This window comes from Kitasatospora sp. NPDC053057, from assembly GCF_044546945.1.
In the GTDB taxonomy this organism is placed as follows: domain Bacteria; phylum Actinomycetota; class Actinomycetes; order Streptomycetales; family Streptomycetaceae; genus Kitasatospora.
Window position 1 is genome coordinate 37315 of sequence record NZ_JBITZP010000025.1, and the last position, 17230, is coordinate 54544.

Annotated in this window: 15 protein-coding genes; 9 read left to right on the forward strand and 6 right to left on the reverse strand. The window is 73.0% G+C overall.

The annotated features are described in order from the left end of the window. Nucleotide 1: 1 nt before the first annotated feature. Both groL and ACIG5E_RS24935 read left to right on the forward strand, forming a co-directional pair. The gene (groL, locus tag ACIG5E_RS24930) at nucleotides 2–1624 is read left to right on the forward strand and encodes a chaperonin GroEL (RefSeq protein WP_396536784.1); all 1623 of its coding nucleotides are present in this window, start codon (nucleotides 2–4) and stop codon (nucleotides 1622–1624) included. 115 nt (nucleotides 1625–1739) lie between these two features. Then, the gene (locus ACIG5E_RS24935) at nucleotides 1740–2096 is read left to right on the forward strand and encodes a hypothetical protein (RefSeq protein ID WP_396536786.1); all 357 of its coding nucleotides are present in this window, start codon (nucleotides 1740–1742) and stop codon (nucleotides 2094–2096) included. On the opposite strand, the gene ACIG5E_RS24940 is transcribed toward ACIG5E_RS24935, so the two are convergent. Continuing rightward, a complete protein-coding gene (locus ACIG5E_RS24940; protein WP_396536788.1) occupies nucleotides 2093–2719 on the reverse strand; it encodes a hypothetical protein in 627 nt (208 codons plus the stop codon). The two genes, ACIG5E_RS24935 and ACIG5E_RS24940, sit on opposite strands and share 4 nt — an antisense overlap. Before the next feature lie 63 nt (nucleotides 2720–2782). On the opposite strand from ACIG5E_RS24940, the gene ACIG5E_RS24945 reads away from it, so the two are divergent. From ACIG5E_RS24945 to ACIG5E_RS24955, 3 genes are all read left to right on the forward strand, one after another. Continuing rightward, nucleotides 2783–3136, forward strand: a complete 354-nt coding sequence (locus ACIG5E_RS24945; RefSeq protein WP_396536790.1) for a PadR family transcriptional regulator — start codon at nucleotides 2783–2785, stop codon at nucleotides 3134–3136. Continuing rightward, nucleotides 3133–4086 carry a hypothetical protein gene (locus ACIG5E_RS24950; RefSeq protein WP_396536792.1) on the forward strand — a complete coding sequence of 318 codons (954 nt, stop codon included), beginning with the start codon at nucleotides 3133–3135 and terminating at the stop codon, nucleotides 4084–4086. Before ACIG5E_RS24945 ends, ACIG5E_RS24950 begins: the two co-directional genes overlap by 4 nt. A 61-nt stretch (nucleotides 4087–4147) precedes the next feature. Beyond that, a complete protein-coding gene (locus ACIG5E_RS24955; RefSeq protein ID WP_396536794.1) occupies nucleotides 4148–4834 on the forward strand; it encodes a copper homeostasis protein CutC in 687 nt (228 codons plus the stop codon). A 44-nt stretch (nucleotides 4835–4878) separates the two neighbouring features. Here ACIG5E_RS24955 and ACIG5E_RS24960 read toward each other — a convergent pair whose 3' ends face one another. Further along, nucleotides 4879–6924, reverse strand: a complete 2046-nt coding sequence (locus ACIG5E_RS24960; RefSeq protein WP_396536796.1) for a HelD family protein — start codon at nucleotides 6922–6924, stop codon at nucleotides 4879–4881. 291 nt (nucleotides 6925–7215) lie between these two features. On the opposite strand from ACIG5E_RS24960, the gene ACIG5E_RS24965 reads away from it, so the two are divergent. Next, the gene (locus ACIG5E_RS24965) at nucleotides 7216–7377 is read left to right on the forward strand and encodes a hypothetical protein (RefSeq protein WP_396536798.1); all 162 of its coding nucleotides are present in this window, start codon (nucleotides 7216–7218) and stop codon (nucleotides 7375–7377) included. Nucleotides 7378–7405: 28 nt separating this feature from the next. Here the strand turns inward: ACIG5E_RS24965 and ACIG5E_RS24970 are convergent, their stop codons facing one another. After that, nucleotides 7406–9043 carry a DNA repair helicase XPB gene (locus ACIG5E_RS24970; protein WP_396536800.1) on the reverse strand — a complete coding sequence of 546 codons (1638 nt, stop codon included), beginning with the start codon at nucleotides 9041–9043 and terminating at the stop codon, nucleotides 7406–7408. 151 nt (nucleotides 9044–9194) lie between these two features. On the opposite strand from ACIG5E_RS24970, the gene ACIG5E_RS24975 reads away from it, so the two are divergent. Further along, nucleotides 9195–9446 carry a hypothetical protein gene (locus ACIG5E_RS24975; RefSeq protein ID WP_396536802.1) on the forward strand — a complete coding sequence of 84 codons (252 nt, stop codon included), beginning with the start codon at nucleotides 9195–9197 and terminating at the stop codon, nucleotides 9444–9446. Nucleotides 9447–9458: 12 nt separating this feature from the next. On the opposite strand, the gene ACIG5E_RS24980 is transcribed toward ACIG5E_RS24975, so the two are convergent. After that, nucleotides 9459–11960 carry a helicase-associated domain-containing protein gene (locus ACIG5E_RS24980; protein WP_396536804.1) on the reverse strand — a complete coding sequence of 834 codons (2502 nt, stop codon included), beginning with the start codon at nucleotides 11958–11960 and terminating at the stop codon, nucleotides 9459–9461. Nucleotides 11961–12303: 343 nt separating this feature from the next. On the opposite strand from ACIG5E_RS24980, the gene ACIG5E_RS24985 reads away from it, so the two are divergent. Next, nucleotides 12304–12987, forward strand: a complete 684-nt coding sequence (locus ACIG5E_RS24985; protein ID WP_396536806.1) for a hypothetical protein — start codon at nucleotides 12304–12306, stop codon at nucleotides 12985–12987. Between the two features lie 61 nt (nucleotides 12988–13048). Here ACIG5E_RS24985 and ACIG5E_RS24990 read toward each other — a convergent pair whose 3' ends face one another. Then, nucleotides 13049–15466 (reverse strand): hypothetical protein, encoded by a 2418-nt coding sequence (locus ACIG5E_RS24990; RefSeq protein ID WP_396536808.1) that lies wholly within the window; start codon nucleotides 15464–15466, stop codon nucleotides 13049–13051. 210 nt (nucleotides 15467–15676) lie between these two features. On the opposite strand from ACIG5E_RS24990, the gene ACIG5E_RS24995 reads away from it, so the two are divergent. Next, a complete protein-coding gene (locus ACIG5E_RS24995; protein WP_396536810.1) occupies nucleotides 15677–16207 on the forward strand; it encodes a hypothetical protein in 531 nt (176 codons plus the stop codon). Nucleotides 16208–16347: 140 nt separating this feature from the next. On the opposite strand, the gene ACIG5E_RS25000 is transcribed toward ACIG5E_RS24995, so the two are convergent. After that, nucleotides 16348–17220: an alpha/beta fold hydrolase gene (locus tag ACIG5E_RS25000; protein WP_396536812.1), complete on the reverse strand. Its 873-nt coding sequence runs from the start codon at nucleotides 17218–17220 to the stop codon at nucleotides 16348–16350. Nucleotides 17221–17230 lie beyond the last annotated feature (10 nt).

A 17230-nucleotide genomic window follows, 5' to 3' on the forward strand; every position in this document is an offset into this window, starting at 1 on the left:
GATGGCCAAGATCATCGCCTTTGATGAGGAAGCTCGCCGCGGCCTTGAGCGTGGCATGAACCAGCTCGCCGACGCAGTGAAGGTCACGCTCGGCCCCAAGGGTCGCAACGTCGTGCTGGAGAAGAAGTGGGGCGCCCCCACGATCACCAACGACGGTGTGTCCATCGCCAAGGAGATCGAGCTCGAGGACCCGTACGAGAAGATCGGTGCGGAGCTCGTCAAGGAGGTCGCCAAGAAGACGGACGACGTCGCGGGTGACGGCACCACCACCGCCACCGTGCTCGCCCAGGCCCTGGTTCGCGAGGGTCTGCGCAACGTCGCCGCCGGCGCCAACCCGATGGCCCTGAAGCGCGGCATCGAGAAGGCCGTCGCCGCCGTCTCGGACCAGCTGCTGGCCCAGGCCAAGGACGTGGAGACCAAGGAGCAGATCGCCTCCACCGCCTCCATCTCCGCCGCTGACACCCAGATCGGCGAGCTGATCGCCGAGGCCATGGACAAGGTCGGCAAGGAAGGCGTCATCACCGTCGAGGAGAGCAACACCTTCGGTCTGGAGCTCGAGCTCACCGAGGGCATGCGCTTCGACAAGGGCTACATCTCCGCCTACTTCGCCACCGACCTGGAGCGCATGGAGGCGACCTTCGAGGACCCGTACATCCTCATCGCCAACTCCAAGATCGGCTCGGTCAAGGACCTGCTCCCGCTGCTGGAGAAGGTCATGCAGAGCGGCAAGCCGCTCGTCATCATCGCCGAGGACGTCGAGGGCGAGGCCCTGTCGACCCTGGTCGTGAACAAGATCCGCGGCACCTTCAAGTCCGTCGCCGTCAAGGCCCCGGGCTTCGGCGACCGCCGCAAGGCCATGCTCGGCGACATCGCCATCCTCACCGGTGGCACCGTGATCTCCGAGGAGGTCGGCCTCAAGCTGGAGAACGCCGGCATCGACCTGCTGGGCACCGCCCGCAAGGTGGTCATCACCAAGGACGAGACCACCATCGTCGACGGTGGCGGCGACAGCGAGCAGGTCGCCGGTCGCGTGAACCAGATCCGCGCCGAGATCGAGAACAGCGACTCGGACTACGACCGCGAGAAGCTCCAGGAGCGCCTCGCCAAGCTGGCCGGCGGCGTGGCCGTCATCAAGGCCGGCGCGGCCACCGAGGTGGAGCTCAAGGAGCGCAAGCACCGCATCGAGGACGCCGTCCGCAACGCCAAGGCCGCCGTCGAGGAGGGCATCGTCGCCGGTGGTGGCGTCGCCCTGCTGCAGGCCGGTGTCGCGTTCGACAAGCTGGAGCTGGACGGCGACGAGGCCACCGGTGCCAACATCGTCAAGGTCGCGCTGGAGGCCCCGATCAAGCAGATCGCGACCAACGCCGGCCTGGAGGGTGGCGTCGTGGTGGAGAAGGTGCGCAACCTCCCCGCCGGTCACGGCCTGAACGCCGCCACCAACGAGTACGTCGACCTGATCGCCGAGGGCATCATCGACCCGGCCAAGGTCACCCGCTCCGCGCTGCAGAACGCCGCCTCCATCGCGGCGCTGTTCCTCACCACCGAGGCCGTCATCGCCGACAAGCCGGAGAAGGCCGCCGCGGCCGCCGGCGGCGGCATGCCGGGCGGTGACATGGACTTCTGATCCTGATCGCTTCGATCGGGTCGGTTGACTCCTCGTCCGCGTGGGCGGTCCCCTTCGGGGGGGGCCGCCCACGCGGCGTTTCGGCGTGTCCCGGGTTTCGGCGGAGAATGGACGGATGGCTTCCGACGACATCGAGACCGCCCTGCACAACGCGCGGGCACTGATCCTGGCCGACCTCACCGCGCGGGACGTGGCGGACGCCGCCGTCGTCTCGCTGGTGGAGCAGGCCGTCACCCACCGCCGCTGGTGGCTGGAGCAGTGGCCGGACGGCACCGAGTACGTGCTCGGGCTGGTCGCCCAGGACGTCCAGGACGCGCTGCTGGAGGCGTACGGGCGGTGGCCGCTGTGCACCGCCTGCGCGGCCGACGGGGACCCGCACGCGCTGGGCGTGGAGCCCGAGTTGGGCCCGGAGCCGCACTGGGTGTGCGGCAAGCAGGGCGTGGTGGTGGCGCCGGTCGGCGAGCTGGTCTAGAGGCCTTCGAGTTCGGCGGTCAGGTTGGCGCGGGCGGCCGCGGTATAGCGCTGGTGGGCGGCGGGGGTGCGGTAGAGGGCCGGGAGCGCCAGGAGCTGGCGCAGGACGGCGGCCCGGCCCGCGCGGAAGTCCGGCTCCGGGACGAAGCCGTACTCCTCGCGGACGGCGGCCGCGTAGGCCGCGTACGCCTCGGGGGTGCCGCCGAGGACGGCGAGGTCCGCGTCGCAGAGCACCTCGCCGTCGCGGTCGCCGGGGGCCGGGTCGTGGGTGACGGTGAGCAGGACGAGCCGTTCGACCTCGGTGACGCGCTCGGCGGGCAGTCCGGCGGCGGTCAGCGCGCGGACGGCGAGGGCGGCGCTGCGCTCCTCGTTCTCGGTGCGGTCGGGGCGGTAGACGGCGTCGTGGAACCAGGCGGCGAGCCGGACGGCGTCCGGGTCGGCGGCGTGCCCGGCGAGGTCGTCGACGTGGCGCAGGACCGCGCGCAGGTGCTCGGGGGTGTGGTACCGGCGCTGCGGCTCGGACCAGCGGCGCAGCAGCTCGCGTCCGTACGGTTCGGGGTCGTCGGCGGCGCCGCAGCGGTGCAGCAGGGCGGTCCAGGCGGGGAGCAGGTCCTCGGTCGGCATGGGCACATTCTGTCGGCTGATTAGGGTGGACGGGATATGCCGGTCAGCGATATATGTAGTCGCATGACAGAACGCTCCATGCAGGAGCCGACGCTGCTTCTGCTCACCGCGCTGGCCGATGCCCCGAGGCACGGCTACGCGCTCATCCAGGAGATCGCCGCGATCTCCGACGGTCGGGTCAAGATGCGCACCGGCACGCTCTACGGCGCGCTCGACCGGCTGCTGGGCCAGGGCCTGATCGAGGTCGCCGCCGAGGAAGTGGTGGACGGTCGCGCCCGGCGCACCTACGCGCTGACCGACGCCGGCCGAAGCGCTCTGGCCACCGAGGCCGAGCGGCTGCGGGCCGTGGCCACCGAGGCCGAGCGGCGGCTGTCCGTCGCCGTTGCCAGTCCGAGGGTCAGGGGGGCCTTCGCATGAGTGATACGACTGTTCTCGCCGTTCGGACGGCGCTGGCGCTCTACCCGGGGCGTTACCGCCGCGAGCGTGGGGACGAGCTGGCCGTGGTCTTCGCCGACGCCACGGCGGAGGCGGGCAGATTCGCCAAGGTCCGGGAGCTCTTCGACCTGGGCGCGTACGGCCTGCGGATGCGGACCGGGCTGACCTCGACCTCCCGGGGCGGGCAGCTGGCGGCGCTGGCCGCGCCGCTGGTGGTCGGGGCGGTGGGCGGGATGGCGGCGGTGTACGCGGTCCTGGAGAACCTGGAGGCGCCCCGCGTCTGGCACCAGGTGCCGCGCCACCTCGGGGCGCTGGCGTTCTTCCTCGCCCACTGGGCGCTGTTCGGCTCCGCGGTGCTCTCCGCCGGGGCGGTGCTGCTCGGGCGGTGGACGGTGGCGAAGCTGCTGGCGGGGGTCACGGCGCTGGCGGCGATCGCGGGCATCGTGCAGCCGTTGACGTACCCGTACGCGCTCCAGCCGTTCTGGGACGTCCTCTTCGAGTTCCAGTGGGCCGGGCCGTTCCTGCTCTGGCCCCTGGTGCTGCTGGCCGCGCCGAAGGACGCCCTGCCGGTGCCGACCTGGCGCGAGCGGGGTCTGGTGGTGGCGGCGGCGATGCTGGCCCCGATGGTGTCGATCTCGACCAACTTCTCCAGCAGTTGGCACCACCTGGCCGCGCCGTGGCGGGCGCTGATGATCGTCGTGCCGCTGCTGATGGCCCTGACCGCGGTGCGCGGCTGGTACCTGGTGGCCGTTCCGGGGCTCGCGATGCTGCCGTGGACGTTCAGCGTCAACCTGCACGCGCTGTGGCAGCAGGAGGGCGGTGCCTGGAAGCTGCTGCCGATGGCCGGGCTGACGGTCGTCGTGGCGGTCGCGCTGGTCCTGGTGGGCCGCCGGAAGGGTCCGTCCGGGCCGGGCGGGCGGCAGTTGGCCTGAGGGGGCCGAAAGCGGGGGTGCGGTCTCGCCGGGGGCGGTCGGATGTGGCAGGCTGTCTCACATGTCTAGACCAATTCTCGAAGTCATCGCGCTGACGCCCCAGGACGCCCAGGCTGCCGAGTCGGGCGGCGCCGACCGGCTCGAACTGGTCACCGACATGGCCGCCGACGGACTCACCCCGTCCGTCGAGGACTTCGCCCGGATCCGGGCCGCCGTCGGCATCCCGCTGCGCGTCATGCTCCGGATCCGGGACGGCTTCGCCCCCGGCGACCTGGACGAGCTGTGCGCCCGGGCCGCCGCGCTGCGGGCCGAGGGGGCCGAGGAGTTCGTCCTCGGCTTCCTCGACGCCGCGGGCGCCGTCGACCTGGCCGCCACCACGGCCGTGGCCGGGGCGATCGCCGGCTGCCGCTGGACCTTCCACCGGGCGATCGACCACAGCACCGACCGGGCCGCCCTGCGCGCCGCCGTCGGCGAGCTGCCCGGGCTGGACACCTTCCTCACCTCCGGCGCGGCCGCCGGGGTGGACGCCGGGCGTGAGGTGCTGGCCGCCGAGCTGGCCCGCGCGGGCGAGCCCGGGTACACCCAGCGGATCCTGATCGGCGGCGGCCTGCGGGCCGAGCACCTCAAGGAGCTGCGGGCGGAGGGCTTCGACGCCTTCCACGTCGGCGGCGCGGTGCGGGCCGACGGCTGGCGGACGCCGGTCGACGCGGCCAAGGTCGCCGAGTGGCGGGCGCTGATCGACGCCTGAGCGCCGTACGTGAAGGGCCGGTCCTCGGGACCGGCCCTTCGGCGTCAGCGCAGCTGCTCGGGCAGCGGCTCGCTGTGCAGCACCGTCAGGCCGGAGACGGCGCGGGTGAGCGCCACGTACAGGCGGCGCAGGCCGGTCCGCTCGTCCGGCTCGCCGGCGATCACCGCGGCCGGCTCGTCCAGCACCACGTAGTCGTACTCCAGACCCTTGGCCAGCGAGGCCGGAACGAGGGTCAGCCGGGCCTCGGTGCTGGTCTCGGTGCCGGGGGAGAGGTACGGCAGCCCGGCCGCGGTGAGCAGCTCGCCGAGCTGCGGGATCCGGGCGTCGGCGGCGATCAGGCCGGTCGAGCCCTCGTGCTTCAGCGCCTCCCGGCAGGCCTCCAGGACGGCGTCCTCCCACGCGGTGACCGGACGGATCACCAGCGAGCCGGGGGCGTCGCGCACCGAGGTCGCCGGGGCCAGGCCGGGGGCGATCGCGGGCAGCAGCCGGGAGGCGTAGGCGATGACCTCCTCGGGCACCCGGAAGCCCTTGGTCAGCTCCTCCACGTGCGCGTCCGGCTTGCCCAGGTGGTGCAGGGCGTCGGGCCAACTCGCCGTCGCCCAGGGGGTGGTGCCCTGGGCGAGGTCGCCGAGGACGGTCGCCGAGCCGGTGGTGCAGCGGCGGCCGACCGCGCGGTACTGCATCGGGGAGAGGTCCTGGGCCTCGTCCAGCACCACGTGCCCGAGCGAGGGCGTGCGCTGCACCAGGTCCGTCGCCTCGTCCACCAGGACGGCGTCGGCCGCCGTCCAGCGGGCGGTCTTCACCGAGCGGCCGGGCTTGGGCCACAGCACCGCCCGCTGCTCCTCGGCGGTCAGCACGCCCTCGGCGCACTCGGCCAGGAACTCGGGCTCGGAGAGCAGCCGCAGCACCAGCTTGGCCGGGTCGACGGCTGGCCAGCACTCCTTGACCACGGCCTTGACGGCGCTGTTGCGGGCCACCGCGTCCTGCACCCGGTCGTCCGGGGCCTCGCCGCCCTGCTCCATCTTCAGCAGCACGGCGTGCGCGATGCGCTGCGGCAGGGCGTCCCGGGCGGCGCCGTAGCGGACCTCGCGGCCCTTCAACTCCTCGATGATCTCGACCAGTTCGTACACCGGGACGCGCCAGCGGCGGGAGCCGCGGACCACCACGCAGGGCTCGGTGGGCAGCGTGATGCCCGCCCGCACCGCCCGGCGCAGCACCTCGGCCATCCGGGCGTCGCCCTTCAGCCGGGCCGCCTCCGGGTCGTCCTCGCCCTTCACCTCGACGTGGGCGACCAGCTGCTGCACGGTGGCCTGGGCGACCTCCAGCTCGCCGAGGGCGGGCAGGACCTGCTCGATGTACGAGAGGAAGGCGTTGTTCGGCCCGATCACCAGGGTGCCGGTCCGGGCCAGGCGCTCGCGGTGCGCATACAGCAGGTAGGCGACGCGGTGCAGGCCGACCGCGGTCTTCCCGGTGCCGGGCGCCCCCTGGACGCAGATGGTGCCCGTGATGTCGGAGCGGACGATCTCGTCCTGCTCGGGCTGGATGGTGGCGACGATGTCGCGCATCGGGCCGACGCGGGGCTTCTCGATCTCGGCGGCGAGCAGGGCGGAGGTGGTGTCCGTCTCCGCCGGGTCGGTGAGGTGCTCGTCCTCGTAGGCGGTGAGCTCGCCGCCGGTGTAGCCGAAGCGGCGGCGGCGCTCGACGTCCATCGGCTCGGCGCGGCTGGCCCGGTAGAACGGCTGGGAGACCGGCGCGCGCCAGTCGATCACCATCGGGTCGCCGTCGGCGTCGTGGACGTGGCGGCGGCCGATGTAGAAGTTCTCCCCTCCGCCGCCCTCGCTCAGCTCCTCGCTGACCGCGTGCAGGTAGTCGAGGCGGCCGAAGAAGAGCGGGGTGTCGGAGAGGTCGGCCAGGGCGGCGATCCTGGCCTCGATCTGGTTGCGGAGGATGACGGCGGACACCCAGGTGCCGGTCACGTTGCGCAGGTCGAGCGACTCGACGTCCTCGCGCATCGCCCGCAGCGCGGACCGGGACGCGCTCAGGTGGTCGCGTTCGCGCTGGAGGGGGTCGGTGGTGGGGGTGGCGGGCACAGCGAACCTTCCCGGCTGCCCCGGTGGCGGGCGCAGCGGATCGATGGAGCTCACGGTGGTGTAAGGGCCGGCCGGTTGCCGTGCGGTCGGCGCCTCCCCCGGCTGCCTGCGGGACACCGCCAGGTACCACGGTTCGGGAGGGGGCAGGCGGACGATCTTAGACCCGTCCGTCTCAGGGTTCCAGCCCTGCAGGTCTCGGGGCTCCCGTACACCAGGAGGAGGACGGCCGCCTCGCCGGATGCGGCCTTTGGAGTGATGCCCTCGGCCGGTCGGGTGCCTACCGTTGAAGACATGAGCAGTGAGAACACCACCACCCGTACGGGCCCGGCCGGCGCGACCGCCGTCCAGGGCCGCCACCGCAACCCGCTGAGCACCGTCGTCCGCAACGTCGGCATCGCCCTGGACACCGCCGCGCGCGTGCTCTTCCTCGGGCGCGACGGTGTCCGGTACTGAGAGTCCGGTACTGAGGTACTGAAGAGCGTTACAGCACGTCGTCCGCGTCGATGATGCGGTACGCGTAGCCCTGCTCGGCCAGGAAGCGCTGCCGGTGGGCGGCGAAGTCCTGGTCCACGGTGTCCCGGGCGACCACCGAGTAGAAGTGCGCCGCGTGCCCGTCCGCCTTGGGGCGCAGGACGCGGCCGAGGCGCTGGGCCTCCTCCTGGCGGGAGCCGAAGGTCCCGGAGACCTGGATGGCCACCGTCGCCTCGGGCAGGTCGATGGAGAAGTTCGCGACCTTGGAGACCACCAGGACGCTGATCTCCTTGTTCCGGAACGCGTCGAAGAGCTTCTCGCGCTGGGCGTTGCTGGTCTCGCCCTTGATCACCGGGGCGTCCAGGACCTCGCCGAGCTCGTCCAGCTGGTCGATGTACTGGCCGATGATCAGCGTCTGGTCCTTCTCGTGCTTCCTGACCAGCGCCTCCACCACCCGCCGCTTGGTCGCCGTGGTCGCGCAGAAGCGGTAGCGCTCCTCCGGCTCCGCGGTCGCGTAGGAGAGCCGCTCGGAGTCGGTCAGGGTGACCCGCACCTCGCAGCAGTCGGCGGGCGCGATGTAGCCCTGCGCCTCGATCTCCTTCCACGGGGCGTCGAAGCGCTTCGGGCCGATCAGGCTGAACACGTCGCCCTCGCGGCCGTCCTCGCGCACCAGCGTGGCGGTCAGGCCGAGCCGGCGGCGGGCCTGCAGGTCGGCGGTGAACTTGAACACCGGCGCGGGCAGCAGGTGCACCTCGTCGTAGACCACCAGGCCCCAGTTGCGGGCGTCGAACAGCTCCAGGTGCGCGTACACGCCCTTCCGCTTGGTGGTCATCACCTGGTAGGTGGCGATGGTGACCGGGCGGATCTCCTTCTTCGTCCCGCTGTACTCGCCGATCTCGTCCTCGGTCAGCGAGGTGCGCTTGACCAGCTCGTGCTTCCACTGGCGGGCCGAGACGGTGTTGGTGACCAGGATCAGCGTGGTCGACTTGGCGTGCGCCATCGCGGCCGCGCCGACCAGCGTCTTGCCGGCGCCGCAGGGCAGCACGACCACGCCCGAGCCGCCGTGCCAGAAGCCCTCGACCGCCTGCGCCTGGTACGGGCGCAGCTGCCAGCCGTCCTCGTCCAGGTCGATCGGGTGCGCCTCGCCGTCCACGTAACCGGCGAAGTCCTCGGCGGGCCAGCCGAGTTTGAGCAGCACCTGCTTGATCTGCCCGCGCTCGGAGGGGTGCACCACCACGGTGTCCGGGTCCACCCGGGCGCCGACCAGCGGGACGATCTTCTTGGAGCGCAGCACCTCCTCCAGCACCGGGCGGTCGGTGGTGGTCAGCACCAGCCCGTGGGTGGGGTGCTTGAGCAACTGGAGCCGCCCGTACCGGCCCATGGTGTCCGCCACGTCCACCAGCAGCGCGTGCGGCACCGGGTAGCGCGAGTACGTCACCAGGGCGTCCACCACCTGCTCGGCGTCGTGCCCGGCCGCGCGCGCGTTCCACAGCCCGAGCGGCGTCACCCGGTACGTGTGCACGTGCTCGGGCGCCCGCTCCAACTCGGCGAACGGCGCGATGGCGCGGCGGCAGTCGGCGGCCTTGGGGTGGTCGATCTCCAGGAGAAGAGTTTTGTCGCTCTGGACGATGAGCGGTCCGTCGTTCACGCGGGGGAGCCCTCCACTGGCTGACAGGCTGGATTGACCGGCTGGATTGGCAGACCGGATTGACGCAGACCCTCCAGTGTCGCTCATCCCGGGTGGTACGCGGGAGGCCGCTTCGAGTGACCACGGTCCGTGCTCGCTCGTTGAGCTGGTCATGAAGACCTCGAAGCGTGTTCTCACCGCCCTCGCCCTGATGGGTACGGCCTTCGCCGCCACCGCCTCCTCGGCCGGTTCCGCCCATGCTCTCGCGGGCATCGGGGAGGGGCCGGGCGGGCCCCTCGCCGCTCCCGGTTTCCTGCTGGCGGATGTGGTCAGCGGGGGCGAACTGCCGGTCGGGCAGGGGCAGATCGGAGGCCTGGCGGACCAGGCGGTCAAGGAGAAGATGAAGGAGTCGCAGGGGCACTGACGGCCCCGCGCACTACTCGTCCAACTCCGCGACGCCGGTGATGCGGTGGAGGGCGAAGGTGCGGAGTTCGTCGGCGTGGTGGTCGAAGGCGGTGACGAAGCCGCCTTCGACCTTGACCGGGTCGATGATGCGCTGGCTGGCGATGCCCTCGGCGTTGAGGTAGCCGATCCACATGCGTTCGCCGAGCAGGACGGCCGTCTGGAGGGCGGCGAGGGTCTCGGCGGCGGCGGTGCGGGGGAGTTGGCGCGAGTCCGGGGTGGGCTCGCGGCGGGTGGCGGTGGCGGCGCGGTCGCCGGCCCGGATGGCCTTGATGGCGGCGGCGAGGAGGGTGTCGTCGGGGGTGGGCGGGCCGTCGGGGACGGGCGTGGGGGCGGTGCGGGGCGGGGTGCGGTGGCTGTCCGGCCGGGTGATCAGGACGTCGCCCTCGGTGGATTCGGCGGCCGGGGCGTAGCCCATGGCGCGCAGCGCGGCGAGCAGGACGTCGGGGGCGGCCTGGGAGGCGAGGACGGTGGGGGCGAGCAGCCGCAGCCGCAGGTCGGCGGCGCGGCGGTCGGCGAGCACCTCGTTGAGCAGCGAGGGGTCGTCGCAGCGCAGGTAGGAGGACGCGGCGCCGACCCGCAGGATGCCGTGCCGGCGGGCGACGTCGTCGATCAGGTAGGCGAGCGGCTGGGGGACGGGCGTGCGGCTGTGCTGGGCCAGGAAGGTCTGCAGGTCGGCGGCGGTGCGCCCGGCGTCCAGGGCGCGGCGGACGGAGGCCGGGGTGAACCGGTAGACGGTGGCGCCGCCCTTGGACTCGATGTCGGCGCAGAGCGCGAGCGCCTGGGCGAGCGGGGTGAGCAGCGGTCCGGGGGCGATCGCGGTGAGGTCCGGCTGGAGGATCACATGGTCCAGCGGCTGCGGCAGCAGCGGGGCGAGCACCTCGGCCGGGTCGGACTCGGCGGTGAGCAGGGCGCGGGCGGGGGAGGCGAGGGCGCCGCGGCCGGTGATGCCGAGGAGTTCGGCCTCGGCGAGGGTCCAGGTGGTGAGGTCGTCGCGCAGTTCGCGGCCGTCCGGGCCGGTCGGGCCGCCGCGCAGCGGGCGCTGCCAGCGCAGGGTGGGCAGCAGTTCCTCGGCGGTGGCCGGGGTGCCGGGCGGGAGTTCGGCGAGCAGGGCGAGGGCGGCGCGGCGCACGGACGGGGCGAGGGTGCGGTCGAGTTCGGGGCCGAGGACGGCGCGCGGCTTGCCCTTGCCGTCCGGGGTGCCGGCGAGGGCGGGGACGCGGGTGGCGGCGAGCCAGGCTGCGGCCAGGACGGACCAGCGCTCGGCGGTGTCCAGCTGCAGCCAGCTGTCGTACCCCGGGGTCGGCGCCCAGCACTCGTCGACCTCGCCGTCGGGGGCCAGCAGGCCTGCGGTGTAGGCGAGTTCGAGCCAGAAGGCGGCCTGCTGCTCGGTGGTCTCCAGGGTCTGGGCGGCGCGCTTGAGGTCCCGTACGCCGAGGCCGCCGGCCCGCAGGGTGGGCGGCGGGGTGAGGCCCCAGGCCTCCAGCAGTTCCTCGACGGTCTTGACGGCGGTGTGCGCCTGCCCGGCCGCGGCGCTGTCCACAGCCTGTGGATCGCGCGGCGGAGCGGCGGGCGCGGGCTCGGGCGGGAGCGGTTCGACGGTGCGGTGGGTGCGGCCGCCGCGCAGGTGGAGGGCCAGTTCGCGGGGCAGCACGACGCTGCCCGGGCTGGTCGGCAGCAGCAGGCCGCGGGCGAGCAGCCATTCGACCGGGCTCTGCGCGTCCTCGGCGGTGACCGGGCGGGTGGCGTCCGGGACGGTGCCGGTGGGCGGGCCCCAGACCAGCCGCTCCAGCAGCCGCAGCGCGGGCTCGGGGGCGGTGTCGAGCAGCGCGGCGCAGCGGGTGCGGTCGGTGAGCAGGGCCGTCAGGGCGGCGACGGCGGTGACCGGGTCCGGGGTGGCGGGCTGTCCGGCGGAGGCGAGCAGTTGCTGCAGCCGGGCCGGGGACATGCCGGTGGTGGCCTCGGCGAGGGTGGGGCCGAGGCCGGTGCGGCCGGGGTTGGCGGCGGTCGGGGCGAGTGCCTCGCGGACGGCGAGCACCAGCCGCAGGCCGTTGTCCGGGCCCCAGAGCAGCGCCCGGTCGCGCAGGGTGGCGATGGCGCGGGGGAGGGCGGCGGCGACGGCGGACCGGTCGGCCGGGGTGAGCGGGGTGGCGCCGGGGTGCGGCTTGACCTTGGACGGGCCGGTCAGCAGGGTCCGTACGGTGGCCAGGCCGGTGCCGTCCGGGGCGGTCGCCAGCGCCTCGGCGACCTGCAGGGTGAACCGGTCGAGGCGTTCCAGGGCGCGCAGCGCGGAGGCGCGCGAGGAGAGCCGGGCGGACAGCTGGGTGAGGTCGCCGGGGACGGGGTTCAGCAGGTCGGGACGGGACCGGAGCAGGGCGGCGATCGCGTCGTCGGGGCGGGCGCGCAGCTCCTCGGCGAGGGTGCGGGGGCCGGCGGGCGTCCTGCCTTGGCGTTGAGGGCCCTGCTGTGTGGTCATTCGACCTAGGTTAGTCGGGAGCACGGACGGCGGGGCGCGCTCGTGCGCGGGGTCGCGCCCGCGGACGGCGGCGGCCGCGATGGACTCGCGCGGGCGGGGCGCGGTGGGTACCGTCACGGCCGAGGGCGGTTCGGTGGGCGGCCGCGCTCTCCATGGGCGGGCCGGGCGAGGCGGGGTGTCGGTGATGACGGACGGCGAGTGGTGGCGCAAGAGCGGGCCGTGGAGCGAGCGGGCGGGGGCGTCCGGCGCCTCTGACACGTCTGGCGCGTCGGCTCCGTCGGCTTCGGGGGCTTCGTCGGCTTCGTCGGCTGAGGGCGCGGCGGGCGGACCGGCGGAGGACAGCGTGTACGGCCCCTCGGCCGCTTCCGGCGCGACGGGCGGCATCCCGAACGTGTCGCTGGACCTGCCGGGCGTCGCCGGTCCCGGGGGCGGCTCGGAGGTGATCCCGCCGCCGACGGTGCAGAGTTCGAGCCCGTGGACGATGACGATGCTCGACTTCTCGGACGCGCCGCAGCCCGCGCCGAAGCCGATCCCCGAGCAGCGCGCGGCCGAGGAGGCGGCGCGGCAGCAGCCGGTCGGGCCGGCCGGGGCGAAGCCGTCGAACCCGAAGCGGCAGCGGAAGGCGAAGGCCAAGGCCGCTCCCGCCGCCGGGGCGGGGGCGGGCCGGGGCGCCCGCAAGCCGTCCCCGCTGATCCTGCTGTCCTGCGGCCTGCTGGTCGGCGGCGCGGTGTCCGGCTTCTTCCCGGCCATGCTGGCGGGCTGGGGCCTCGGCTACCTGACCCGTCAACTCTCGGACTTCATGCGCAAGTTCGTGATCCTGGGGATCCCGTTGATCACGATGAGCGCGACCACCCTGTTCGCCATGAACCACGCCAAGCAGAGCGGCGGCGGCGCCGTCCAACCCGGCTCCCCGCTGGGCCAGTTCAGCTGGTCGATGGCGCCGGGCGTGCTGCGCACGGCCGCCGTGTTGACGGCGGTGGTCCTGCTGCTGCTCGGCCTGCGCCGCCGCCCGCCGCAGCAGGGCTGAGGCACGGGACCGGCCCCGCACCGGGTGGGTGCGGGGCCGGTCGTATGGTTGTTCGGTCGGGTCAGGCTCGGCGGCGACGCCACCAGACCATGGCCGCGCCGCTCGCGAGGAGCACGGCTGCGGTGCCCGCCAGGGGCAGGGCGTTGGAGCCGGTGCTGGCGAGGCTTCCGCCGCCACCGGTGTTGCCGCTGCCGCCGCTGGCCGGGGCCGGGGATGGGCTGGGGCTGGCGCCGCCGTCACCCGCCGGAGTGCCCGGCGCGGTCGTGGGCGTGGTCGTGGGCGTGGCGGTCGTGGGCGTGGCGGTCGGGGTGTCCGTCGGGCCGCCGGTCGGGGTGCCGGACGGTGTCGGCGTCGGGGTGTCCGTCGGTGTCGGAGTCGGCGTCGGCGTCGGCGTGGGCGTCGGGCCGTTGTCGACCGGCCCGCCGCCGCCGAGCAGCAGCTGGTCCTCGGTGTCCACCTTGTCGGTCATGGCCTTCACCGAGGTCCGCGTGGAGCGCGGCAGGTCCTTGTGCTTGGCCGTGAACTCGGTCGCGCCGATGTCCTGCTTGGGCGCCTGGGAGAGGTCGACGCCGCCCAGAACGCAGATCTTGCCGTCCTCTCCGCAGGGGTACTGGATGTCCCCCTGGGTCCAGGACTTGAGGAACTCGTCGTAGGTCTGGCGCGGAGTCCAGCTCCGGTTCTCGCCCCGGAGCGGCCACTGGGAGACGTCGTTGCTGTTGATGATCGACCGGTAGTCGGTGGCCTCCTGCTGGTCCTGCTGCCGCACGTACTCGGCGGCGACCCGGGCGCTGTAGACGCGGCGCAGGTCCGCGTACGCCGGGGCGGTGTTGACCTTGTGCTCGACGTCCGGGAGGACGATCTCGTGGACCAGCCGCTCGTAGGTGTGGACCTGGGCCTCGGTGAGGTTGCAGTCCCCGTTCGGGTTGTGGACGGTGGGACTCGCGGCCTCGGAGTTGACCTTCAACGGTGCGTCGATGATGTAGACGCCGTTCTCGTCGGCGCGGACCTTCGCAGGCTCGGGCACGATCCAGTTGCGGACGACCACCCCGCAGGGGAGGCCCGCGGCCCGCATGGCCTCCTGGAGTTTCTCGCCGAGGCCCTGACGCGGGTCCACGTCCTTGGACCAGTCGTGCTTCATCTCCAGGTCGGCCTGGAGCAGCACCCGCCCGGCGTCGGTCTTCCCGAAGGTCGGATCCATGATCCGGTCGGGCTGGTCAGGCATCAGGTTGACCCAGAACTTGTCCGGGCTCAGCGCGAGCCAGGTGAAGAAGGAGTCCGAGATGAGCTGCGCCTTCTCCTGGCCGCCCCAGCCGAGGTTCTGCTCGTCCTCGTCGGCCTTCTTGGCGGCGAACGCGTAGTTCAGCGCCTGGCCCTTGACCGGCTTGCCGACGTAGGAGAGTTGCAGGGTGGAGAAGTCCACGCCGCCCGGGCCGCGCACCCGCAGGCCGGCCGGGTCATCGGCGCGGATCCGGGCCATCCGCTCGGCCATGTCCTTCGGGGTGGGCATGGACCCCTCGATGTTCCGGGCGGCGCCGCCGGAGGGCTGCTTGGCCCCGGTGTTCATGTACGGGTCGGGCTTGGAGGTGTTCGGGTCGAACTTGGAGACGGGCACGCTGGTCGAGCGGTGCTCGTAGCTGCGCACCCGCGGGTTCGCCGGGTCCGAGCCCACGTCGGTGTTGACCTTGCTGAGGTACTTCTTGGTCGCGCTGGTCTTCTCCTCGCCGAAGACGTAGGTGACGCGCGCGGCCTTGCGCTGGGGATCCTGCAGGAAGGCCTTGTTCGTCGGGTCCTGGGTGGTGTCACGGCCGCCGCCGGCCTTGAACTCCAGGAAGTCGTTGGTCTTGTAGTTGACCGCGTCCCACTTGCGGACCATCGGCTTGTTGGTCTTCGGGTCGAGGACCGGCTTGCCGTCCTTGTCGAGGATCGGGATCTCCTCCTGGCAGAGCCAGTCGGGGCCGATCAGCCCGAGGTCCTTGACCACCTTCTCCTCGTAGAAGGCGCCTCGGCGGTTGTTGTTGTTCGGCAGGATGTAGGCGTCGGACAGCCACTTCTCGAAGGTGCCGTACTTCTTGTTCTGCGGGTCGCGGGCCAGGTACTCCTTGTACGTCGCGAAGAGGCGGTCCTCGGAGCCCTTGGGGTACTGCTCGTGCGGCTTGTCGAACTTTTTGAGGAACGCCTCCTGCTCGGCCGGGTCGGACGGGAGCGTGAGGCCGTCGAAGACCTGGCGCGGGGCGTCGTATGTGTACGAGTCCCAGGCGTTCTTGTCCCTGACGCTGTCGGGCGACGTGTCCCACGGGAAGGACGTCCCCTGGGTGCCGCCCTTCGTGTTCGGGTAGAGCTCGTCGCAGCGCTTGCCCTTCGCCGCATAGGCGGTGCCCTGCAGGCTGGGCAGGCCGGTGACCGCCAGGACGGCGGTGCAGGTGAGTGCGAGGCCGCCGCGCACCCAGATGCGCGCGCGGCGGGGTATCAGGTCTGTCACGTGGCTACTCCCCCAAGGAGCCCGGTGAAAAGGACGGCTGTTCGGGCGGCGCCCTGACGGACCCCCAATTGACGTGTGCGCCGCCGAAGTTCGAACAGTAGACGGTGGGCAGCGGTCGCGCCCTTCGATTTGACGCCCTGCCGAACGTCAACTCGCCTTGCACACAGGACCGTTACGCTCCGGTAGCAGGATCGGTCGTAGGCTGCCGGCATGGATCCGATCGACACCCCCGAGTGGGCCGACAATCCCCGGCTGGCGGATTGGCTCGCCGCACAGCGCGCGGCGTTCCCCGCGTGGGCGCAGGAGAGTGGGGGCGGCTGGGACTTCGAGCCCGCCTCGCTGGACCGCCTCCAGGCGCTGCTCCTCAGCCGGTTCGACACCTGGGAGGAGGTACGGGCAGCCCGGGACACCCCGCTGCTGGAGGTGCCCGCCTGGTACTTCGGTGAGACGCTGGTCCGCCGCTGCGGGGTGGTGTGGCGCTGCATTCCGGTGCTGCCGGTTCCCCGCCCGCCGGCCGGCGGCTACCCGCTGGTGACGTACGCCCGGAACGGCCTGACGGAGTACGAGCGGGACTGCCTGGAGGACATGGAGGAGCGGATGGAGTTCTCCATCCCGCTCGTCGAGCCGGCCGACGCGATCGGCTCCCTGTTCGTGGCCGAGGGCGGTCGGATCGCGGACTGGATCGGCTGGTTCGACCGCTTCCAGGAGTGGCGCCGCAGTCTGCCGACCGACATCTACTGACCCGCCCGGACCCCGTCGGCAGAGCGCCGCGGAGCCGGTCCGGAGGGGCGGCATCGGACGGCGTGGCCCCGGGGCCCGTTGCCAAGCCTGCCGCCTTCGTGGCGGCGGCAGGGCCCGGATCCGCTGTGACCTCGGAGGGCTCAACGGCCTTGCGGCGCCGCCATGCTGAGGATTCCGGCGAGAACGGCGGCCGGGTCGTCGGTGGGGAGCGCGTGCCCGGCGCCGGGGACGACCTCGACCCGGGCGGCGGGGACGAGCCGGTGCAGCCGCTCGGAGACGGCCCGGGGGTCGTTCATGGCGCTGCGCTCGCCGAGCAGGAAGAGCGCGGGGGCGCTCAGGCGGCTCAGCTGTTCGTCGCCGAGGGTGTCGGCCAGTGGCAGGCGGCGGCGGAAGCCCATCGAGGCGCGCATCAGGGCCATCAGCTCGGTCTCCAGGATGGCGCTGTTGCCGACCGCCTTGGCCAGCCGGGGCCGGAGCGGGCGCGGGGCCAGGGCGGCGAGGCCGCCGAGGATGACCCAGGTGTAGAAGCGCCGTCCGACGTCGGCGAGGCCCGCCGGGTCGACCAGGGTGAGGGTGGCGGTCCGTCCGGGGTGGCGGATCTGGTGGTGGAGGGCGATCCAGCCGCCGTAGGAGCAGCCGACCAGGTGGGCGGCCGGGAGGTCGAGGGCGGCGAGCAGTTCCTCCAGCCAGTCGGCGGCGTCGTGGCCGTCCGTGATCGGGGCGCTCTGCACGCTGGCGCCGGGTTCGCCGACGGTGTCCACGGCGAGGACGGGGTGGTGTGCGGCGAGGCGCTCGACGTACGCGTGCCACATCAGGGCGTTGCCGCCGGAGCCGGGGAGCAGCACGATCGGCTGCCCGTGCTCGGGGCCGGCGCGGTGGACGCGGGTGGTGCCGTAGCTGGTCGGGATGTCGAGCGGGGTGCGCTGCCCGGGCCAGAGTTCGGTGAGCGCGTGCTCGTACGCGGTGCGGAAGCGGGCTTCGGCCTTGCCGTTCTTGAACTCGCTGATTCGCATGGTACATGTG

Coding starts and splice junctions, on each gene's coding strand:
- groL (WP_396536784.1), top strand. CDS start 2: ATGGCCAAGATCATCGCCTTTGATGAGGAAGCTCGCCGCGGCCTTGAG.
- ACIG5E_RS24935 (WP_396536786.1), top strand. CDS start 1,740: ATGGCTTCCGACGACATCGAGACCGCCCTGCACAACGCGCGGGCACTG.
- ACIG5E_RS24940 (WP_396536788.1), bottom strand. CDS start 2,719: ATGCCGACCGAGGACCTGCTCCCCGCCTGGACCGCCCTGCTGCACCGC.
- ACIG5E_RS24945 (WP_396536790.1), top strand. CDS start 2,783: ATGACAGAACGCTCCATGCAGGAGCCGACGCTGCTTCTGCTCACCGCG.
- ACIG5E_RS24950 (WP_396536792.1), top strand. CDS start 3,133: ATGAGTGATACGACTGTTCTCGCCGTTCGGACGGCGCTGGCGCTCTAC.
- ACIG5E_RS24955 (WP_396536794.1), top strand. CDS start 4,148: ATGTCTAGACCAATTCTCGAAGTCATCGCGCTGACGCCCCAGGACGCC.
- ACIG5E_RS24965 (WP_396536798.1), top strand. CDS start 7,216: ATGAGCAGTGAGAACACCACCACCCGTACGGGCCCGGCCGGCGCGACC.
- ACIG5E_RS24975 (WP_396536802.1), top strand. CDS start 9,195: ATGAAGACCTCGAAGCGTGTTCTCACCGCCCTCGCCCTGATGGGTACG.
- ACIG5E_RS24980 (WP_396536804.1), bottom strand. CDS start 11,960: ATGACCACACAGCAGGGCCCTCAACGCCAAGGCAGGACGCCCGCCGGC.
- ACIG5E_RS24995 (WP_396536810.1), top strand. CDS start 15,677: ATGGATCCGATCGACACCCCCGAGTGGGCCGACAATCCCCGGCTGGCG.
- ACIG5E_RS25000 (WP_396536812.1), bottom strand. CDS start 17,220: ATGCGAATCAGCGAGTTCAAGAACGGCAAGGCCGAAGCCCGCTTCCGC.